A 17,337-nucleotide genomic window follows, 5' to 3' on the forward strand; every position below is an offset into this window, starting at 1 on the left:
AACCCGCGCGGGAGAGGTACTATTCGGGCGTCAGTCAGTCGGCATCGCTATCCAGTACTCCGGCGGGCAACGCCCCCGACGACGCGCCCATTGCGCGCGTCATTCCCGCAACACCGATCCCACCTCATCATGACCAGCCCCGCAACCATTACCTGGCCCGAAGCCGACGGTCCCCGCAGCGCCCGCTGGCGCTCCGAAGCCGCCGTGCCGGCGCCCAAACGCGTGATCGTCGCCGACGATCGGACCACCGCCGATTCGGCCTACCGCCTTGCCTGCGAAGGTACGGCGCTGCTGTGGAACGGCGACTTCCAGAACGCGCGCCAACTTTTGCAGGCGGTCACGCGTCGGCTCGAGCGTAAGCCGCGCAAGCAGGGCGAAACACCGATCGAAGCGTTCAACCTGCATCGGCAGGCGCAGTCGCAGCGCGCACGCACGCTCGGCATGATCCTGATTCCGCTCGACGCCGCCTACGTCATTCCGCTGCGCCGCGCGCCGGACGTGCAGCAAGCCTGCATCGAAACCTACGGTCCGCCGACCGACGAGCCCTCCGTCGTCTCGCTGCGCGAATTGCTCGGCATGATCGGCGCGCACGAATGGCGCAAGAAGGGTGTCGAGATTCCTGCACTGGGCGATCGCATCCATCCGCATTACGGCGTGTTTTCGCCGGTGCGCGGGGAGTACGTGGATCTCGTCGCGCGCACGCCGTTGCCGTCGCTGAACAAGGCGTTCGATATCGGCACCGGTACGGGTGTGCTCGCCGCTTTGCTCGCGCAGCGCGGCGTGAAGAAGATCGTCGCCACCGACCAGGACCCGCGAGCGCTTGCCTGCGCGCGTGAGAATCTGACCCGGCTCGGGTATGTCCAGCAGGTCGACGTCGTGCAAGCGGATCTGTTTCCGGAAGGCCGTGCGCCGCTGGTGGTCTGTAATCCGCCGTGGTTGCCGGCGCGCCCCGCGTCGCCGATCGAATATGCGATCTACGATGCCGAGAGCCGCATGCTGTTGGGCTTTCTCAATGGCCTCGCGGAGCATCTGTCGCCGGGTGGCGAGGGCTGGCTGATCATGTCGGATTTCGCCGAGCATCTCGGTTTGCGCACGCGCGAGTGGCTGCTGGCGGCGATTGAAAAAGCCGGGCTGACGGTGGTGGGCCGTGAGGACATTCGTCCGCGACATCCTAAATCGACCGACGAAACCGACGCGCTGCATAAGGCGCGCATGGCTGAACTGACGTCGCTGTGGCGGTTGAAGGCGCGATAAGCGCGATGGCGCAACAGGCGCAACAGGCGCAACAGGCGCAACAGGCGCAACAGGCGCAACAGGCAGCCGAAGCGCGGCAGAACAATCAAGCCGCGCCGCGCTTCTCCAGATACGCCGCCGCACCGCGTCCCGCCACCAGCCCACTGGCGAAGCACGCCGTCAGCAAATAGCCACCCGTCGGCGCTTCCCAATCGAGCATCTCGCCCGCGCAGAACACGCCGGGCAGACGCTCGATCATCAACTGCGCGTCGAGCGCTTCGAACAGTACGCCGCCTGCGGTGCTGATCGCTTCGGCAATCGGGCGAGCTCGCGTGAGCCGCACCGGCAACCCCTTGATCGCCTGCGCGAGACCCTGAGCATCGGCGAAGGCTTCCTTCGACAGAACCTCATGCAATAGCGCCAGTTTTACCCCGCCAATGCCGATTCGCCCTTGCAGGTGACTCGACATGGAGCGCGAGCCGCGCGGCCGCGTGACTTCGGCGATCACTCGCTCGAGAGTGAGGCCCGGCGCCAGGTCCAGCGCAATGGTGACCTCGCCGTCAGTCAGAATCCGCTCGCGAATCGGCGCCGACAAAGCGTAAATCAAACTGCCTTCAAGACCTGTTTCGGTCAGAAGTATTTCACCTTGTCGATCGTGGACTTTATTGTCTACATCGCTGAGCGTGATGGCGACCGGCTTGATCGGCTGGCCGGCAAAACGCTCGCGCAGATAAGGGCTCCAATCCGCGTCGAAGCCACAGTTGGCGGGCCGCAAAGGTGCAACTGGCACGTCGCGCGAGCCCATCAGCGGCACCCAGGCGGCATCCGAACCGAGGCGCGGCCAGCTTGCACCGCCGAGTGCGAACACCACGGCGTCACAGGTGAGCGTTCGTTCACCGTCGGGCGTCGTGAAGCGCAGCGCGTGCTTCTGCTGCGCGTCGGCCTCCCAACCTGTCCACTTGTGCCGCATGTGAAAGCGCACGCCTGCCTCCCGCAATCGATGCAGCCAGGCCCGCAGCATCGGCGCGGCTTTCATGTCGCTCGGAAAGACCCGTCCCGAGCTGCCGACGAACGTTTCAACGCCAAGACCATTTAGCAAGGCGCGCAAGGCGTCCGGTCCAAACGCGGCCAGCAGCGGCGCGATCTGCTCGCGCCGCTCGGCGTAGCGGCCAAGAAACGCGTCGAGTGGCTCCGAATGCGTGATGTTCATCCCGCCTTTGCCCGCCATCAGGAATTTGCGGCCGACCGACGGCATCGCGTCATAGACGTCGACTTGCATGCCCTGCTGGCTGAGCGCCTCGGCGGCCATCAGACCGGCAGGGCCACCGCCGATGACGGCGACACGAACGGAATCGGAGGAGGGTGACATGCGGTCCTGCGGATGAGCGGAAGAGGCGGCGCGCCAGGCGAGTCAGATCGAATCAGACGATCGCGGACGCGGAGGGCGCTATTTTCACATCGCTGGCAACGCAGGGCAAACGGGCAAAGCGGCGCGCGTTCACGCACGATGAAGCTGGGGAATTGCCGGAGCGGCACTCGCCGGCAAGGAGGAGCTGCTGGAGTCGCGCAAGCGGCTTTCGTCAATCCGCCTGCGCGTCTCGCGGCATTATTTTCGTGATCCGCTGGCTGTGCGGCCTAACCGGGATAAGCCTCGTCGACCTTCAACCCGGCCAGTTTAAAAATCACCCGCAGCGTTTGCGGCTTGATGTCACGTCGCGAAGCGAGCGTCGTCATGACGAAATCGAGCACTTTGGCGTACTTGAGCATCGTCAGGCAGGTTTCCATGTCCACGCTGCCGTCGCGCATGACTTCGGCCAGCCGCAGCATTTCCGTGGAGATGTCGCGCGCCATCTCGAGTTCGAGCTGCTGCTTCTCCGACCACACCGGCGTCGCGGTGAGTCTCGCCATCATTTCCTGAAACTTCTGTTCGACGTTTCCGTTGGGTACCGTATCCATTTGCTGCCTCTTCTATTATCCGAGCGCGCTTCCAGTCGAAATCGCGGCGCGCTGCTGGTTACGTAACGTTCGGCCGGTGTTCCGTGGCCGTCCTCCCCACATGCATCCGGTTCGCGTGATCGACGTCACGCCCGGTGGCCTCTTGTCATGCGCGACACAGCTTGCGCCAGCGGGCGTTGCGCTTCACGCCCTGTCTTTCAGCCCGGCTGGAAACGCCCCGCACGATGCTTTTCGAGCAGGAAGTGTTCCAGGTTGAGGGCCTCTCTTGCGTCATTTGCGCAGCTCGTTCGGTGAGCGGGCCGCGGTTTGGGTAAACTGGCACCAACTTTTCCCTTTTTCCGTCATCTGTCGCACGTTCGCGTTGCAAACGGTGGCGGTTCCCCGCGATGTCCAGCAAAACCCACGAAATCCGCCCCAACCAATCCGTCGAACTGCTCAAGGAGCTTCATATCCTGACGCGCGACGGCAAAATGAACCAGGACAGCCGCCGCAAGCTGAAGCAGGTCTATCACCTGTTCCAGTTCATCGAGCCGCTGCTCAAGGATCTGAAGGACAAGCAAGGCGCCTTGTCCCTCGTCGACCACGGCGCGGGTAAGTCATATCTAGGTTTTATCCTGTATGACCTTTTCTTCAAGGAGTTTCAGAACGCCGCGGGTGGGGCTTCGCACATTTACGGCATCGAAACGCGCGAGGATCTCGTCACCAGGTCCGAGGAACTGGCCGCGCGGCTCGGCTTTACGGGGATGTCGTTTCTGAACCTGTCGGTGGCGGAGTCGATCACGTCGGCGCAATTGCCCGCGCAGATCGACATCGTGACGGCGCTGCACGCGTGCAACACGGCCACCGACGACGCGCTGCGCTTCGCGCTGGAAAAACAGGCGAAATACATCGTGGTAGTGCCGTGCTGTCAGGCCGAAGTGGCGGGCGTGCTACGGCAGAACAAAGGGAAATCGCTCGCGAACGCATTGACGGAGATCTGGCGGCACCCCCTGCATACACGGGAGTTCGGCAGCCAGATCACGAACGTCCTGCGCTGTCTGCAACTGGAAGCGCATGGCTATCAGGTCAGCGTGACCGAGCTGGTCGGCTGGGAACATTCGATGAAGAACGAACTGATCATCGCCCAGTACAAGGATTTACCGCGCCGGCGCCCGGCCGAGCGGCTCAACGAGGTGATGGAAACGCTCGGGATCGAAGAGCTGAAAGAGCGGTTTTTCGTTCCGGCCTAAGCCTTCTCACCAACGTCGACGGATTCTCGGCGCATTGGGCTCAGCGCTTCATCAACGCGTCCCAGCCGGCGAGGCCGATGCGTCGTAGCGTCTGCTGGTTGCGCTCGTAAATGTCTTCGGCGTCCGGAAACGCCTGCACCGCCCGTTCGATGCTGTCCTCGCGCAGCAGGTGAAGAATCGGATAGGGCGCGCGATTCGTATAGTTCTCGATATCGTCGGGCGCGCTGTCTTCGAACTGGTAGCGCGGATGAAAGCTGGCGATCTGGACGATGCCTTCCAGGCGAAGCTGCTTGAGCATACGGTCGGCGAAAAACAGGCAGTCGTTGTAGTCGAGAAAGTCGCCCAGCGCTTGCGGCAGGATCAGAAGCGTGGTGTCCAGCGCCTCGGAATCGGCGGCAATCAGCATCTGCAGTTCGGTTTCGAGGTCGGTCAGCGCGCCTTCCATGTCGGCAGCGTCGCTCACGGCATAGCGGATTTGTCCCTTGACGTGCACGGCCTTGGCAAACGGACATAGATTCAGCCCGATCACGGCCTCAGTCAGCCAGTGACGAGTAGCGGCGACGACAGCATCATGGGATTCGACGGGCAACGTCATGGCAGCGGGCGCAAGGTCTAAAACGCCATTCTAACGGCGCTGGCTGCGCGCGATTCCCGTCCGACTCGTCCCAGCTCGCACCCCGAGCGCGAATCTCAGGCCGCAGCCTTCCCGCCGCATGCCGCAGCGATCAGCTGAGCGGCGACTTTGGGCGCCACCAGAATCGGCCCGCAACCGGGACCGTAGGTCTGGCTGGCCGCGTACACACCTTCGATCATCAGGCCGAGCGCGTCGGCGAGACCTTTGGGATCGTTCGCGCCGGCTGCGGTCGTGAGTTCGACCAGGCGCGCGAGCAGCCGCTCCTTGTTGCGAAACACGAATTGCCGCGCGGGATGCGCCGCATCCGGAAACTCCACCGCGATATTCACGAAAGGACAGCCGCGATAGTCGTCGATCGCCGCGCGTAGTGCGAGGTCGTCGAAATATTGCTGTAGCTGTTTCGCCGGCTCGCCGGGATGTTTGGCAAAGCTCTTCTCCACGTAGCCGAAGAACTGCTCGTCCTTGCGCGCCAGGTAGGCCAGAATCAGATCGTCCTTCGACGAGAATTGGCGGTACAAACTCATCTTGTTGACACCGGCGCGCTCCACCACCGCGTCCACGCCAACCATGCGCACGCCCTCGCGATAGAACAGCTCCTCCGCGGCGCGCAGCAAATACTGTTGCGCCTCGGGCCCGGCGGTCTGCGCGCCGCGCGCACGCTTTGCAGCGACCGGCTTGCGAGTTTGAATATCGGACATGGTCTGCCACCTGGATCGAATTGACGCCTTGACATGTTACCGACCAGTCACTACTATCGCAACTCTAATTGTGACAACTCTGTCACAAGTCCTTTACCGAAGTCGTAACAATGCGTGGCAGCGACGGCCCCTTCGGGCGTGCGCTGACTGGAGAACCGATGAACTGGGCAGCGAGATTGATTGGCGGGCGTTTCCACTACGGCTGGTTGACGGTCGCGGTGGTATTTCTGGTACTGCTGGCGGCCGCCGGCACGCGCGCCACGCCGAGCGTCATGATGCTGCCGCTCGAACATCAATTCGGCTGGAGCCGTGGCACGATCTCGCTGGCGATTTCGGTGAATATCGCTTTGTACGGTCTGATGGGACCGTTCGCGGCGGCGGCGATGCAGCGCTTCGGCGTGCGTCCCACCTTGCTCGCCGCGCTCGGCACGATGGCGGCCGGCGTGGCGCTGTCCTCGCTGATGACGCATCCGTGGCAGATGGTGCTGATCTGGGGCGTGATGGTCGGCGGCTCGACGGGCGTCGCGGCGCTGTCCTTGTCGGCGACGGTGGTGACACGCTGGTTCACCACGCATCGCGGCCTCGTAATGGGCATTCTCACGGCCAGCTCAGCCACCGGCCAGTTGGTCTTCCTGCCGATGCTCGCGGCGATTGCCGAGCACTACGGCTGGCGTCAGGTGGTGTGGGTTGTCGCGCTGGCTGCAGCGATCGTGATTCCGCTGGTGCTGTTCCTGCTGCCCGAGCGCCCGGCCGACATGGCGCTGCGCCCCTATGGCGAGCCGCACGACGCACCGCTCGCGCCCGCTGCAGCCAAACAGAATCCGCTTGCCATCGCGTTCGGCACGCTGGGCATGGCGAGCAAGACGCGCGATTTCTGGCTGCTGTTTTTCAGCTTCTTCATTTGCGGCGCGAGCACCAACGGCTACGTCGGCACCCACCTGATCGCGATGTGCGGCGACTACGGCATGACGGAAGTGCAGGGTGCCTCGCTGCTCGCGGCCATGGGCATCTTCGACCTGTTCGGCACGACGCTCTCGGGCTGGCTGTCGGACCGTTTCGATAGCCGCGTGCTGCTGTTCTGGTACTACGGTTTGCGCGGCTTGTCGCTGATGTATTTACCGCACGCGTTCGGCATCGACTTTTTCGGCTTGCCCCTGTTCGCGGTGTTCTACGGCCTCGACTGGATCGCCACCGTGCCGCCGACGGTGCGTCTTGCCACCGACGTCTACGGCAAGGAAGCGGCACCGGTGGTGTTCGGCTGGGTGGTCGCCGGTCATCAACTCGGCGCGGCGTTCGCGGCGCTCGGCGCGGGCATGCTGCGCGCGAGCCTCGGCACCTACACGGTGGCGTCGATGATTTCGGGCGGTTTGTGTCTCGTCGCGGCGGTGATCGTGTTGCGCATCAACCGGGCTGCGAAGGCGCCGGAGCCGCAGGCGGTGTAAAGCCGATCTGCGGAAAAACTAAAGCGCTCGGGTTGGAGCGCGAGCGCCGAAGCCCGGTTATGCTATGTGACCCCGGGCAGCCGCCCGACGATCATGAATTTCGACCGAGAGAAGCGCATGACCAACAAACCCGCCCCTACCGAAGTTGCCATTCACGAGCTGATTGCAGGCCGCTGGAGCCCGCGCGCGTATTCCAGCGAGCCGGTGAGCCGCGAACATCTGCGCTCGGTGCTCGAAGCGGCACGCTGGGCACCGTCTTCGTATAACGGGCAACCGTGGCGATTCATCGTGTTCGACCGCAGCGTGGACGAAGTCTCGTTCAAGCAGGCTTTCGCCACGCTAGTGCCGTTCAATCAGGGCTGGAATGCGCCGGCGCCGGTGCTGATTGCCGTGACCACGCATACGCTCACGAACAAGGGCGAAGTGAATCGCTGCGCACCGTACGATGCGGGCGCCGCGGCAATGTCGCTGGTGTTGCAGGCGCATGCGCTGGGTCTCGCCGCGCATCAGATGAGCGGCTTCGATCCGAATGCGTTCCGAACCGCTTTCAAACTACCGAGCGACGTCGAAGTCATCGCGATCATTTCGCTCGGTCATTATGGTGAGGTCGACAAGCTGGACCCGGTGTTGCGGGAGCGCGAGAAATCAGTGCGTCAGCGTCTGCCGCTGGCGGATATCGCCTATGGTGGCGGCTGGAAGAAGGCTTTCTAGAACGCTGGTTTTCCGGCGATGGATCAGACAAACGCGCGGTGCTCACCGCGCGTTTTTTATTGGGCGCCGCCCGGAGCGTCATCCGTCACGCTCGATAGTGGCGCGGCGACGTTTTCCAGCGACTTGCGTTCGGCGTCCACGCCCCAGATTGCGGCGATCACCGCGGCCCCGAGCATCAGCGCCGAGCCGACCAGGTAGCCCGAATACACCGCGCCGCGCTCGTGTGTATCGATCAGACGACCAAAAAACGCCGGGCCGATGATGCCGCCGAGTGCCGTGCCGAACGCATAAAAAACCGCGATCGCCAGCGCGCGGATTTCCAGCGGAAACGATTCGCTGACCGTCAGATACGCGGAGCTGGCCGCCGCCGAGGCGAAGAAGAAAATCACCATCCACGCTGCTGTTTGCGTGACGACGGTGAGCATCTGCTGCTCGAACAGGTAGCCGCTCACCGTCAGCAGGATTGCGGAGAGGCCGTAAGTCGTCGCGATCATCTTGCGTCGGCCGATCACATCGAAGAGTCGCCCGAGCAGCAGTGGTCCGAGGAAATTGCCGAGTGCGAAGGGCAGCAAATACCAGCCGATGTGGTCACCCGGCACCTGATAGAAATCGGTCAGCACGAGCGCGTAGGTGAAAAAGATCGCGTTGTAGAAGAAGGCTTGCGCGGTCATCAGCGAGAGGCCGACCAACGCGCGCCGTCGGTGTACGTTGAAGAGGGTATGGAAGACCTCGCGCAGCGGCGTGTGCCCGCGTGAACGCAGACGCAACCGGGTGAGGTCGTGGTCCGTGAGCGTGTGGCCTTCCTTGCGGAAGCGTGTTTCGATGCCTTCGACAATCGAACGTGCCTCGGCTTTGTCGCCGTGTGTCAGCAGCCAGCGCGGACTTTCGGGCACCCAGATGCGCATTGGCAGGATGGCCAGCGCCAGCACCGCGCCGATGAAAAAGCATGCGCGCCAGCCCCAGTCGGACGGCAGCAGATGCGGGTCGAGCAGCACCAGCGAACCGGCCGCGCCGAGTCCCGCGCCGACCCAGAAGGTTCCGTTGATGCCGAGATCGGTCCAGCCGCGCACGCGGGCCGGCGTGAATTCCTGAATCGTCGAATTGATCGCCGTATATTCGCCGCCGATGCCCGCGCCCGTCAGGAAGCGAAACAACAGAAAGCTGGCCAGATTCCACGACAATGCAGTCGCGGCGGTCGCTGCCAGATAAAGGCCTAGCGTGATAAAAAACAGCTTTCGTCGACCAAGCCGGTCGGTCAGCCAGCCAAAACCGAGCGCGCCGAGCACGGCGCCGGCGATGTACGCGCTACCTGCCAAGCCGACGTCCGCGTTGGTAAAGTGCAACGCTGGGCTCGATTTCAGCGCACTCGCCACCGCACCCGCGAGCGTGACTTCCAGGCCGTCGAGCAGCCACGTTACGCCCAGCGCCACGACGATCAGCGAGTGGAAGCGGCCCCAAGGCAGGCGATCGAGCCTGGACGGCAAATCCGTTTCGATCACCTCGGCGTTTTTCTCGCGGACAGCGGCGGTAGGCGGCGCGCTCATTGCTATAAGTCTCCTGAGGTCCGAAAATTGGTGGCGTATCCTGTGGAAATGAGCAATTTTCGTTCCGTTGAGCAGAGCTTTGGTGTCGTCGCGCGAGGTTTGAAAGCGTCAGTTGATGCTGGCCGCGCTTTCGTGTTACAAAGCCGCTCCCCTTTCTGTCCGCGCCAGCCGTGAGCGGCGATTCCTGCCATGAACTATTGCGCGATTGACTTCGGTACTTCCAACTCGGCCGTGGCCGTTCCTGACGGCACGCAGCTCAAGCTCGCGCCGGTCGAGGGCGCCTATACGACGCTGCCCACGTCCGTCTTTTTCAACACGGACGAGAACACCCGCGAGTACGGGCGGGCGGCGCTGGCGGCGTATATCGACGGTTTCGATGGCCGCCTGATGCGGTCCATGAAAAGTATTCTCGGCTCGCCGCTCGCCGAGAATTCGACCGATCTCGGCGACGGCTCAGCGATCAAATACACGGACGTGATCGCGATTTTTGTCGATCACCTGAAGCGTTCGGCGGAAAAGGCCTCCGGCGGGTCGATCAACCGCGCGGTGCTGGGCCGCCCCGTATTCTTCGTCGACGACGATCCGCGCGCCGACCAGATGGCGCAGCAGCAACTCGAAGCCGCGGCGCGCTCGGTCGGTCTGCAGGAAATCCACTTTCAGTATGAGCCGATCGCAGCTGCATTCGACTACGAATCGCATCTGACGCAAGAGGGATTGGTTCTGGTGGCCGACATCGGCGGCGGTACTTCGGACTTTTCGCTGGTGCGGGTCGGTCCGCAGCGCATGACGCGCGTCGAGCGCAAGGAGGACGTGCTGGCGCACCATGGCGTGCACGTCGCCGGGACGGATTTCGACCGGCGCGTCGAACTTTCGACGATCCTGCGCGAACTCGGCTATCAGACGCTCGATCCTGAAGGCCGCGAAATCCCGAACCGGATTTATTTCGATCTGGCCACCTGGCACCTGATCAACACCGTTTATGCGCCGAAGCGCGTCAGCGAACTGGCTCTGATGCGACACCTGTTTATCGAGGCCAGGCATCACGATCGGCTCATGCGCGTGGTGGAGCGCCGTTTGGGCCACGCGCTGGCGGCGCATGCTGAAGAAGCGAAGATCGGCGTTGCGGCGGGCGGCGAAACCGTCATCGATCTGGACGAGGTGGAAGACGATCTGCGACTCGCCTTCGACGAAGCCCAACTGATCAAAGCCGGTCAGGACGAAACGCTGCGCATCGTGCAGGCGGCGCGTGACACGGTCCAGGCGGCCGGCGTCGCGCCACGCGATGTCGATGCGATTTACTTCACGGGCGGCTCGACCGGTTTGGCGTTTCTATCCGGTTCATTGGCCGCCGCATTTCCGGATGCTAAAGCGGTATTTGGCGACCGACTCGCCAGTGTCGCGACCGGTCTCGGCATTCACGCGCGACGTTTGTTTGGATAACCCGGATTGAGCAGTCGCATACTGCGAAGATAATCAGCCGATGCAATTGCAATGCATATAAAAAAACCCCGCCAAGGCGGGGTTTTTTTGCGTCCAGAAGGAAGCGAGTCGCTTACGCCGGCTTGATGTCAGCGGCTTGCTTACCCTTCGGGCCCGTCTTCACTTCAAACGTAACCTTTTGGTTTTCTTGCAGCGTCTTGAAGCCTTCCGTGCGGATTTCCGAGAAATGCGCGAACAGATCTTCGCCACCGCCGTCCGGCGTGATGAAGCCAAAGCCCTTTGCGTCGTTGAACCACTTGACGGTACCGGTTTCCATATTACTTGTTCCTAAAGATGGTGAATAAGGCCGAAGCCCAGAAAGTGCATGAAAATCAAGGAAGGGGGTAATGGGACCAACCGGAGTACCGTTGATGGGCGAACTACGAAAGACCAATTCACTCGCCGCTTGAAATCCTGCCCGAACATTATACGGCCATTTCGAGAGAAGGTCAACAGTCAAGCTACTTCTTGACGAAATTTTGCTGCGTGGTGCAAAAATTGCTTACAAAGCTTGCTATTCGTCCGAATTTTTTGTCAGGGAGAACCCCTGGTTTCGCTGCAGCAACGGGGTGCAACCGTTAAACTACGCGCCTCGCACCGGTTGCACCTGTCTGGAAAAAATCGGCGCGTGCGCGTGCGTGTCACCTCGTCTCTAACGCTCTCAGGCGGTGTCACGCGGTGCCGGCATGGTTTGCTGCAAACTTGCATGGGGTCGGAGTAGGTGCTAAAGCATTAACTTCGGCCCGACACAGGAGAAGACGTGAAAAGTTCTATACAACGGAACATCGGGCCATTCGCGCTGATGCTGACCGGCTTGGGTTCGATCATTGGATCGGGCTGGCTGTTCGGCGCGTGGAAAGCCGCCAAAATTGCCGGCCCGGCCGCCGTTTGTGCCTGGGTGATCGGCGCAGTCGTGATTCTCGCGATTGCCTTGACTTACGCCGAACTCGGCGCGATGTTCCCGGAGTCCGGCGGGATGGTGCGTTATGCGCGCTACTCGCATGGCGCGCTGGTTGGCTTCATTAGCGCATGGGCAAACTGGATCGCAATTGTCTCGGTGATTCCCATCGAGGCTGAAGCTTCCATTCAATATATGAGTACCTGGCCGTATCCCTGGGCGCATGCGCTTTTCGTGGATGGCTCATTAACGCCACACGGGCTATTTTTGTCCGCGGCGCTCGTGATCATTTACTTCCTGCTGAACTACTGGGGCGTGAAGCTGTTTGCGCGCGCCAATTCGGCAATCACGATCTTCAAGTTCCTGATTCCCGGCGCGACCATCCTCGGTTTGATGCTGACGGGTTTCCATAAGGAAAACTTCGGCGACGCGGCTAGCTTTGCACCCTACGGCTGGTCGTCGGTATTCACGGCGGTGGCGACGAGCGGCATCGTGTTCGCGTTCAACGGTTTCCAGAGTCCGATCAACCTTGCCGGTGAAGCGCGCAATCCGGCCAAGAGCGTGCCGTTCGCGGTAATCGGCTCGATCCTGCTGGCGTTGGTGATCTACGTGCTGCTGCAGATCGCGTATATCGGCGCGGTGAACCCGAACGACGTGATGAAGGGCTGGAGCCACTTCAACTTCGCTTCGCCGTTCGCGGAACTGGCCATCGCACTGAACCTGAACTGGCTCGCGATCCTGCTGTACGTCGACGCATTCGTCAGCCCGAGCGGCACCGGCACGACCTATATGGCGACGACCAGCCGCATGATCTACGCGATGGAGCGCAATAACACCATGCCGAAGATGTTCGGCAACGTGCATCCGTTCTACGGCGTGCCGCGTCAGGCGATGTGGTTCAACCTGCTGGTGTCGTTCATCTTCATGTTCTTCTTCCGCGGCTGGAGTTCGCTGGCCGCCGTAATCTCGGTCGCGACCGTGATCTCGTACCTGACAGGTCCGATCAGCCTGATGGCATTGCGCCGTGCTGCGACGGATCTCGAGCGTCCGCTGCACATTCCGGGCATGAAGATCATTGCGCCGTTCGCGTTCGTTTGCGCGTCGCTGATCCTGTACTGGGCGAAGTGGCCGCTGACCGGCGAAATCATTCTGCTGATGGTCGTCGCGCTGCCGGTGTACTTCTACTTCCAGGCGAAGTCGGGCTTCAGCGGCTGGGGCCGCGATCTGAAGGCCGCGTGGTGGCTGGTGGCTTACCTGCCGGTGATGGCGGTTCTGTCGCTGATCGGCAGCAAGCAGTTCGGCGGTCACGACGTGATTCCCTACGGCTGGGACATGCTGGTGGTCATCGCGTTTGCGCTGGTGTTCTATTACTGGGGCGTGAGCAGTGGCTACCGCTCGGAGTATCTGGACGAGCGCGACGAGCATGACGAAGTGCTCGAAGGCATGGGCGCGCATTAAGCGGCCACGCTGACTGAGACGGAAAAAGCCCGCCTGAGGTCACTCAGGCGGGCTTTTTGTTTGTCGCGACTAAAGCAGTGTTCGTCAGCGAATCAGGCGGTGCCGAACACGTAGTTCGTCATGGCGAGCGAGCGCTGGTAAGTTCCGAGCGACTGGATCGCCAGCGAATAATCGTCGTCGGCGGCGCCGAGGGCGGCGAAGACCGGCAGCAGATGCTCGTCGGTCGGATGCATCAACACCGCGTGCGGCGCCTGGCGGCGGTAGTCGAGCAAGGCATCGATATCGCGCGCGGCGAGCTTCGATTCGAACCAGTCGGTGAATTCGGTCACGCGCGGATCGGCGTCTTCGGGACGCGCGGAGAAGTCGGCGGCGCGCAGGTTGTGGGTGATCTGGCCGGAGCCGATCACCATCACGCCGTCGTTCTTCAGCGAGCGCAGCGCGCGGCCGACGCGGAAGTGGTGCGCCGCGTCCAGATGCGGCTGGATCGACAGCTGGGCGACGGGCAGGTTGGCCTCGGGGAACATCAGCAGCATCGGCACCCATGCGCCGTGATCCAGTCCGTGCGGCTGGACGTCGGCCAGAACGCCGTGGTCGCTGAGCAGCACGGCGGCGCGACGCGCTACATCGGGCGCGCCCGGTGCGGGGTACTGAATCTCGTAGAGCTGACGCGGAAAACCGTAGAAATCGTGAATGGTTTCCGGCGCCGTCGACGTGCTGGCGATCGGGTGCGCCGTGCCCCAATGAGCCGACAGCATCAGGACGGCTTCGGGGCGCGGCAACTGGGCGCTCAACGTGCCGAATTCAGCGGATGGCAGCGACGGATCGATCGGCAGGGTGGGCGCGCCGTGGGAGAGGAAAAGCGAAGGTAAGCGGTTCATGGCAGCACATGGCCGCGAGGGCGCGGCATGAAAATTGGGTTGCTACCAATATAGGGCTGCACCCGCGTTTGATAAACGGGTGAAATCGGAATTGATTGTGTCGCTGGTGTTGTTAATCCTGCGCGTCGCGCAAGCCTTGCCACGCGGGCGACAACGCCGGCCCGAGTGCGAACAGATCCAGCACGCGCGCCACGGTGTGATCGACCATTTCGTCGATGGAAGCGGGTTGGTTGTAGAACGCCGGCAGCGGCGGAAAGATGACGCCGCCCATTTCGGTCACGGCGGTCATATTGCGCAGATGCGCGAGGTTGAATGGCGTTTCGCGCACCAGCAGCACGAGCCGGCGGCGCTCCTTGAGCGTGACGTCGGCGGCGCGGGTAATCAGGTTGTCGGAGAAAGCGTGCGCGACGCTCGCGAGCGTCTTCATGGAGCAGGGCGCGACCACCATGCCGTCGGTGGCGAACGAGCCGGACGCGATGCTCGCGCCGACGTCGCGCACCGAATGGACGACATCCGCGAGGGGATGCACGTCTTCTTTGCTCAACTGGAGTTCGTGCTGGATATTGAGCCAGCCCGCGCTCGAAATCAGCAGATGGCTTTCGACGCCGCCCAGCTTGCGCAGCGTCTCCAGCATCCGGATGCCGTAGATGGCACCGGTGGCGCCGGTGATCGCGACGATCAGCCGGCGTGGCGCCGCAGCGCGTGTTTCCATGGCTCGCGGCGCCTTATATGAACCGGGAAGCGAACGGTCGACCGTGGCTGCTCAGGCCGCGGCAAACAGTTGCTGCAGTTCGCCCGATTCGTACATTTCCATCATGATGTCCGAGCCGCCGATGAATTCACCGCCCACATACAGCTGCGGAATGGTCGGCCAGTTCGAAAACTGTTTGATGCCCTGGCGGACTTCGTCGTCTTCGAGCACGTTGACGGTCTTCATTTCACCGACGCCGCACGCTTTCAGGATCTGGATGGCACGGCCGGAAAAGCCGCACATCGGGAACTGGGCGGTGCCCTTCATGAAGAGGACGACGTTGTTGTCGTCGACGATTTGCTTGATGCGTTGTTGCGTATCCATGACTGACCTTGCGGTTCCGTGATGTGTAGGGAATAGGCTGAAATGATAGCGGATTTCGATACGACCGACCGAGGCCCGCTTTGTCCGTTCAGCAGATAGGGGTATTTGCCTGTTTGTTCAACTGTTCCCGGCGGCCCAAACGCCGCCGCTAATACGCTCGATGCCGGCGAGATCCCGCTCGGAGCGGACCTGCGTGAAACCTTGCGCCACCAGCAGTTCGCGAACGGCGGCGGACTGATCGTAGCCGTGCTCGATCCACAACACGCCTTTTGGAACGAGACGCGTGGGCGCGCCGGCGACGATCTCGCGGATCGCGCTGAGGCCGTCGGCTTCGTCGGTGAGTGCGCCGCGCGGCTCGAAGCGCAAATCGCCTTCTGCCAGATGCGGATCGCCGCTCGCGATATACGGTGGATTGCTGACGATCACTTCGAAGCGCAGCGTGGCGTCGAGTGACGCGTACCAGTCGCTTTGCATCAATGTAACGGCGCCGCCAGGGCGTTTTGCGTCGAGCAGGCGGGCGGCATTGCGCGTGGCCACCGCCAACGCTTGTGTCGAACGATCCAGCGCCCAGACTCGCGCGTCAGGTCGCATCGAGGCAATCGCGACGGCGATCGCGCCGGTGCCGGTGCCGAGGTCGAGCAGGCGTGGGCGCGAGAGGCCGTCCATCGCGCTTAGCGCGGTCTCCACCAGCAATTCGGTTTCGGGGCGCGGGATCAACACGTCGGGTGTGACGTCGAAATCCAGGCCGAAGAACTCACGTGCGCCCACCAGTTGCGCGACCGGCTCACCGGCAACGCGCCGGGCTTCGAGCGTCCGGAAACGCTCGACGTCGGCCTCGTCCATTGGCTCGTCGCCGCGCGTGATCAACTGCGTGGGCCGCCAGCCGAGCACGTGCGTGAGCAGAATCCGCGCTTCGAGCGACGGAAGGGGCGAGGCGCGCAACAGCGCGACGGGCGTAGAGGGAGTGGCCAGCATGCCAGGCGATTGCGCCTCAGTCCGCGTCGCCGAGCGAGGCCAGCAACTCGGCCTGATGCTCGCTGACAAGCGCCGCGATCAATTCGTCGAGATCGCCGTCCATGAGCGCGTCGAGGCGATACAAGGTGAGGTTGATCCGGTGATCCGTCAGGCGGCCCTGCGGGAAGTTGTAGGTGCGAATCCGCTCCGAACGGTCGCCGGAACCAATCAGGCTCTTGCGCGTGGCGGCTTCTTTCGCATGCTGTTCGTGCGACTGCTTGTCTTTGATGCGCGCAGCCAGCACCTTCAGCGCGCGATCCTTGTTCTTGTGCTGCGACCGGTCGTCCTGACATTCGACGACGATGCCCGTCGGCAAGTGGGTAACGCGCACCGCCGAATCCGTTTTGTTAATGTGCTGGCCGCCCGCGCCCGACGCGCGGAACGTGTCGATACGCAGATCGGCCGGATTGATTTCGACTTCGCCGATTTCGTCCGCTTCCGGCATGACGGCCACCGTACACGCCGACGTATGGATGCGCCCCTGCGTTTCCGTGGCCGGCACACGCTGCACGCGATGACCACCCGACTCGAACTTGAGCTTCGAATACGCAGCCTCGCCGGCGATCCGCACGATCACTTCCTTGTAGCCGCCCAGATCCGACTCGCTTGCCGACATCATCTCGACCTGCCAGCGATTGCGTTCGGCATAGCGCAGATACATACGCAGCAAGTCGCCCGCGAACAGCGCCGATTCGTCGCCGCCCGTGCCCGCGCGGATTTCGACAAAGATGTTGCGGTCGTCGTTAGGGTCCTTCGGCAGCAGCATTTTCTGCAATTCGGCGCCGAGCTTTTCCATCCGCTCGCGGCCGGCGCGAATTTCCTCTTCCGCGAAATCGCGCATCGACGCGTCCGCCAGCAGTTCTTGAGCGGTGGTGGCGTCGTTCATCGCCTGACGCCACAGCGCGTAATGCTCGACCACCGGCCCGAGCTCCGCGTGTTCGCGCGTGAGCTTGCGGTATTGATCGAGATTCGAGGTGATGTCCTCGCGGCTCAACAGGTCGTTCAGTTCGGCCAGCCGGGTAGTGAGCTGGTCGAGCTTGCGTTGCATGCTCGTTTTCATCGGACGGGATTCGGAGCGGACTCCGGAA

The 17,337-nt window shown here is 62.6% G+C and carries 17 protein-coding genes; 6 read left to right on the forward strand and 11 right to left on the reverse strand.

The features are described from left to right. The first annotated feature begins 129 nt into the window (after positions 1-129). On the forward strand, positions 130-1,254 hold the full coding sequence (locus tag FQ705_RS03565; protein ID WP_144138043.1) for a methyltransferase: 1,125 nt from the start codon (positions 130-132) through the stop codon (positions 1,252-1,254). A gap of 85 nt (positions 1,255-1,339) precedes the next feature. Here FQ705_RS03565 and FQ705_RS03570 read toward each other — a convergent pair whose 3' ends face one another. Both FQ705_RS03570 and FQ705_RS03575 read right to left on the reverse strand, forming a co-directional pair. Continuing rightward, the gene (locus FQ705_RS03570) at positions 1,340-2,602 is read right to left on the reverse strand and encodes a TIGR03862 family flavoprotein (RefSeq protein ID WP_144138044.1); all 1,263 of its coding nucleotides are present in this window, start codon (positions 2,600-2,602) and stop codon (positions 1,340-1,342) included. A 266-nt stretch (positions 2,603-2,868) separates the two neighbouring features. Then, positions 2,869-3,189, reverse strand: a complete 321-nt coding sequence (locus FQ705_RS03575; protein ID WP_144138045.1) for a DNA-binding protein — start codon at positions 3,187-3,189, stop codon at positions 2,869-2,871. A gap of 386 nt (positions 3,190-3,575) precedes the next feature. Here FQ705_RS03575 and FQ705_RS03580 point away from each other — a divergent pair, with 386 nt between their 5' ends. Further along, complete coding sequence (locus tag FQ705_RS03580; protein WP_144138046.1) at positions 3,576-4,418, forward strand: class I SAM-dependent methyltransferase; 843 nt, start codon at positions 3,576-3,578, stop codon at positions 4,416-4,418. A 40-nt stretch (positions 4,419-4,458) separates the two neighbouring features. On the opposite strand, the gene FQ705_RS03585 is transcribed toward FQ705_RS03580, so the two are convergent. Together FQ705_RS03585 and FQ705_RS03590 are read right to left on the reverse strand one after the other, a co-directional pair. After that, positions 4,459-5,013: a DUF1415 domain-containing protein gene (locus FQ705_RS03585; protein ID WP_144138047.1), complete on the reverse strand. Its 555-nt coding sequence runs from the start codon at positions 5,011-5,013 to the stop codon at positions 4,459-4,461. 95 nt (positions 5,014-5,108) lie between these two features. Beyond that, positions 5,109-5,750: a TetR/AcrR family transcriptional regulator gene (locus FQ705_RS03590; RefSeq protein ID WP_144138048.1), complete on the reverse strand. Its 642-nt coding sequence runs from the start codon at positions 5,748-5,750 to the stop codon at positions 5,109-5,111. Between the two features lie 158 nt (positions 5,751-5,908). Between FQ705_RS03590 and FQ705_RS03595 the strand changes: the two genes are divergently transcribed. Both FQ705_RS03595 and FQ705_RS03600 read left to right on the forward strand, forming a co-directional pair. Further along, complete coding sequence (locus tag FQ705_RS03595) at positions 5,909-7,192, forward strand: MFS transporter (protein WP_144138049.1); 1,284 nt, start codon at positions 5,909-5,911, stop codon at positions 7,190-7,192. Positions 7,193-7,309: 117 nt separating this feature from the next. Further along, complete coding sequence (locus tag FQ705_RS03600; RefSeq protein WP_186307770.1) at positions 7,310-7,903, forward strand: nitroreductase family protein; 594 nt, start codon at positions 7,310-7,312, stop codon at positions 7,901-7,903. 56 nt (positions 7,904-7,959) lie between these two features. On the opposite strand, the gene FQ705_RS03605 is transcribed toward FQ705_RS03600, so the two are convergent. Then, complete coding sequence (locus tag FQ705_RS03605) at positions 7,960-9,447, reverse strand: MFS transporter (protein WP_144138051.1); 1,488 nt, start codon at positions 9,445-9,447, stop codon at positions 7,960-7,962. Between the two features lie 189 nt (positions 9,448-9,636). On the opposite strand from FQ705_RS03605, the gene FQ705_RS03610 reads away from it, so the two are divergent. Then, positions 9,637-10,887 (forward strand): Hsp70 family protein, encoded by a 1,251-nt coding sequence (locus FQ705_RS03610; protein WP_144138052.1) that lies wholly within the window; start codon positions 9,637-9,639, stop codon positions 10,885-10,887. Between the two features lie 112 nt (positions 10,888-10,999). Here FQ705_RS03610 and FQ705_RS03615 read toward each other — a convergent pair whose 3' ends face one another. Then, positions 11,000-11,203, reverse strand: a complete 204-nt coding sequence (locus FQ705_RS03615; protein ID WP_035554962.1) for a cold-shock protein — start codon at positions 11,201-11,203, stop codon at positions 11,000-11,002. A gap of 483 nt (positions 11,204-11,686) precedes the next feature. On the opposite strand from FQ705_RS03615, the gene FQ705_RS03620 reads away from it, so the two are divergent. Further along, positions 11,687-13,282: an APC family permease gene (locus FQ705_RS03620; RefSeq protein ID WP_144138053.1), complete on the forward strand. Its 1,596-nt coding sequence runs from the start codon at positions 11,687-11,689 to the stop codon at positions 13,280-13,282. Positions 13,283-13,374: 92 nt separating this feature from the next. Here FQ705_RS03620 and FQ705_RS03625 read toward each other — a convergent pair whose 3' ends face one another. The 5 genes from FQ705_RS03625 to prfA all read right to left on the reverse strand — a co-directional run bounded on the left by FQ705_RS03625 (position 13,375) and on the right by prfA (position 17,309). Continuing rightward, positions 13,375-14,160 (reverse strand): DODA-type extradiol aromatic ring-opening family dioxygenase, encoded by a 786-nt coding sequence (locus FQ705_RS03625; RefSeq protein WP_144138054.1) that lies wholly within the window; start codon positions 14,158-14,160, stop codon positions 13,375-13,377. A gap of 112 nt (positions 14,161-14,272) precedes the next feature. Then, the gene (locus tag FQ705_RS03630) at positions 14,273-14,872 is read right to left on the reverse strand and encodes a UbiX family flavin prenyltransferase (RefSeq protein ID WP_144138055.1); all 600 of its coding nucleotides are present in this window, start codon (positions 14,870-14,872) and stop codon (positions 14,273-14,275) included. Positions 14,873-14,923: 51 nt separating this feature from the next. Next, positions 14,924-15,235: a Grx4 family monothiol glutaredoxin gene (gene grxD / locus FQ705_RS03635; protein ID WP_144138056.1), complete on the reverse strand. Its 312-nt coding sequence runs from the start codon at positions 15,233-15,235 to the stop codon at positions 14,924-14,926. Between the two features lie 117 nt (positions 15,236-15,352). Next, complete coding sequence (gene prmC, locus FQ705_RS03640; RefSeq protein WP_144138057.1) at positions 15,353-16,210, reverse strand: peptide chain release factor N(5)-glutamine methyltransferase; 858 nt, start codon at positions 16,208-16,210, stop codon at positions 15,353-15,355. A 16-nt stretch (positions 16,211-16,226) separates the two neighbouring features. Further along, a complete protein-coding gene (prfA, locus tag FQ705_RS03645) occupies positions 16,227-17,309 on the reverse strand; it encodes a peptide chain release factor 1 (protein WP_144138058.1) in 1,083 nt (360 codons plus the stop codon). Between the last annotated feature and the right edge of the window lie 28 nt (positions 17,310-17,337).

Source organism: Paraburkholderia sp. BCC1884 (assembly GCF_900996225.1).
GTDB lineage: Bacteria > Pseudomonadota > Gammaproteobacteria > Burkholderiales > Burkholderiaceae > Paraburkholderia.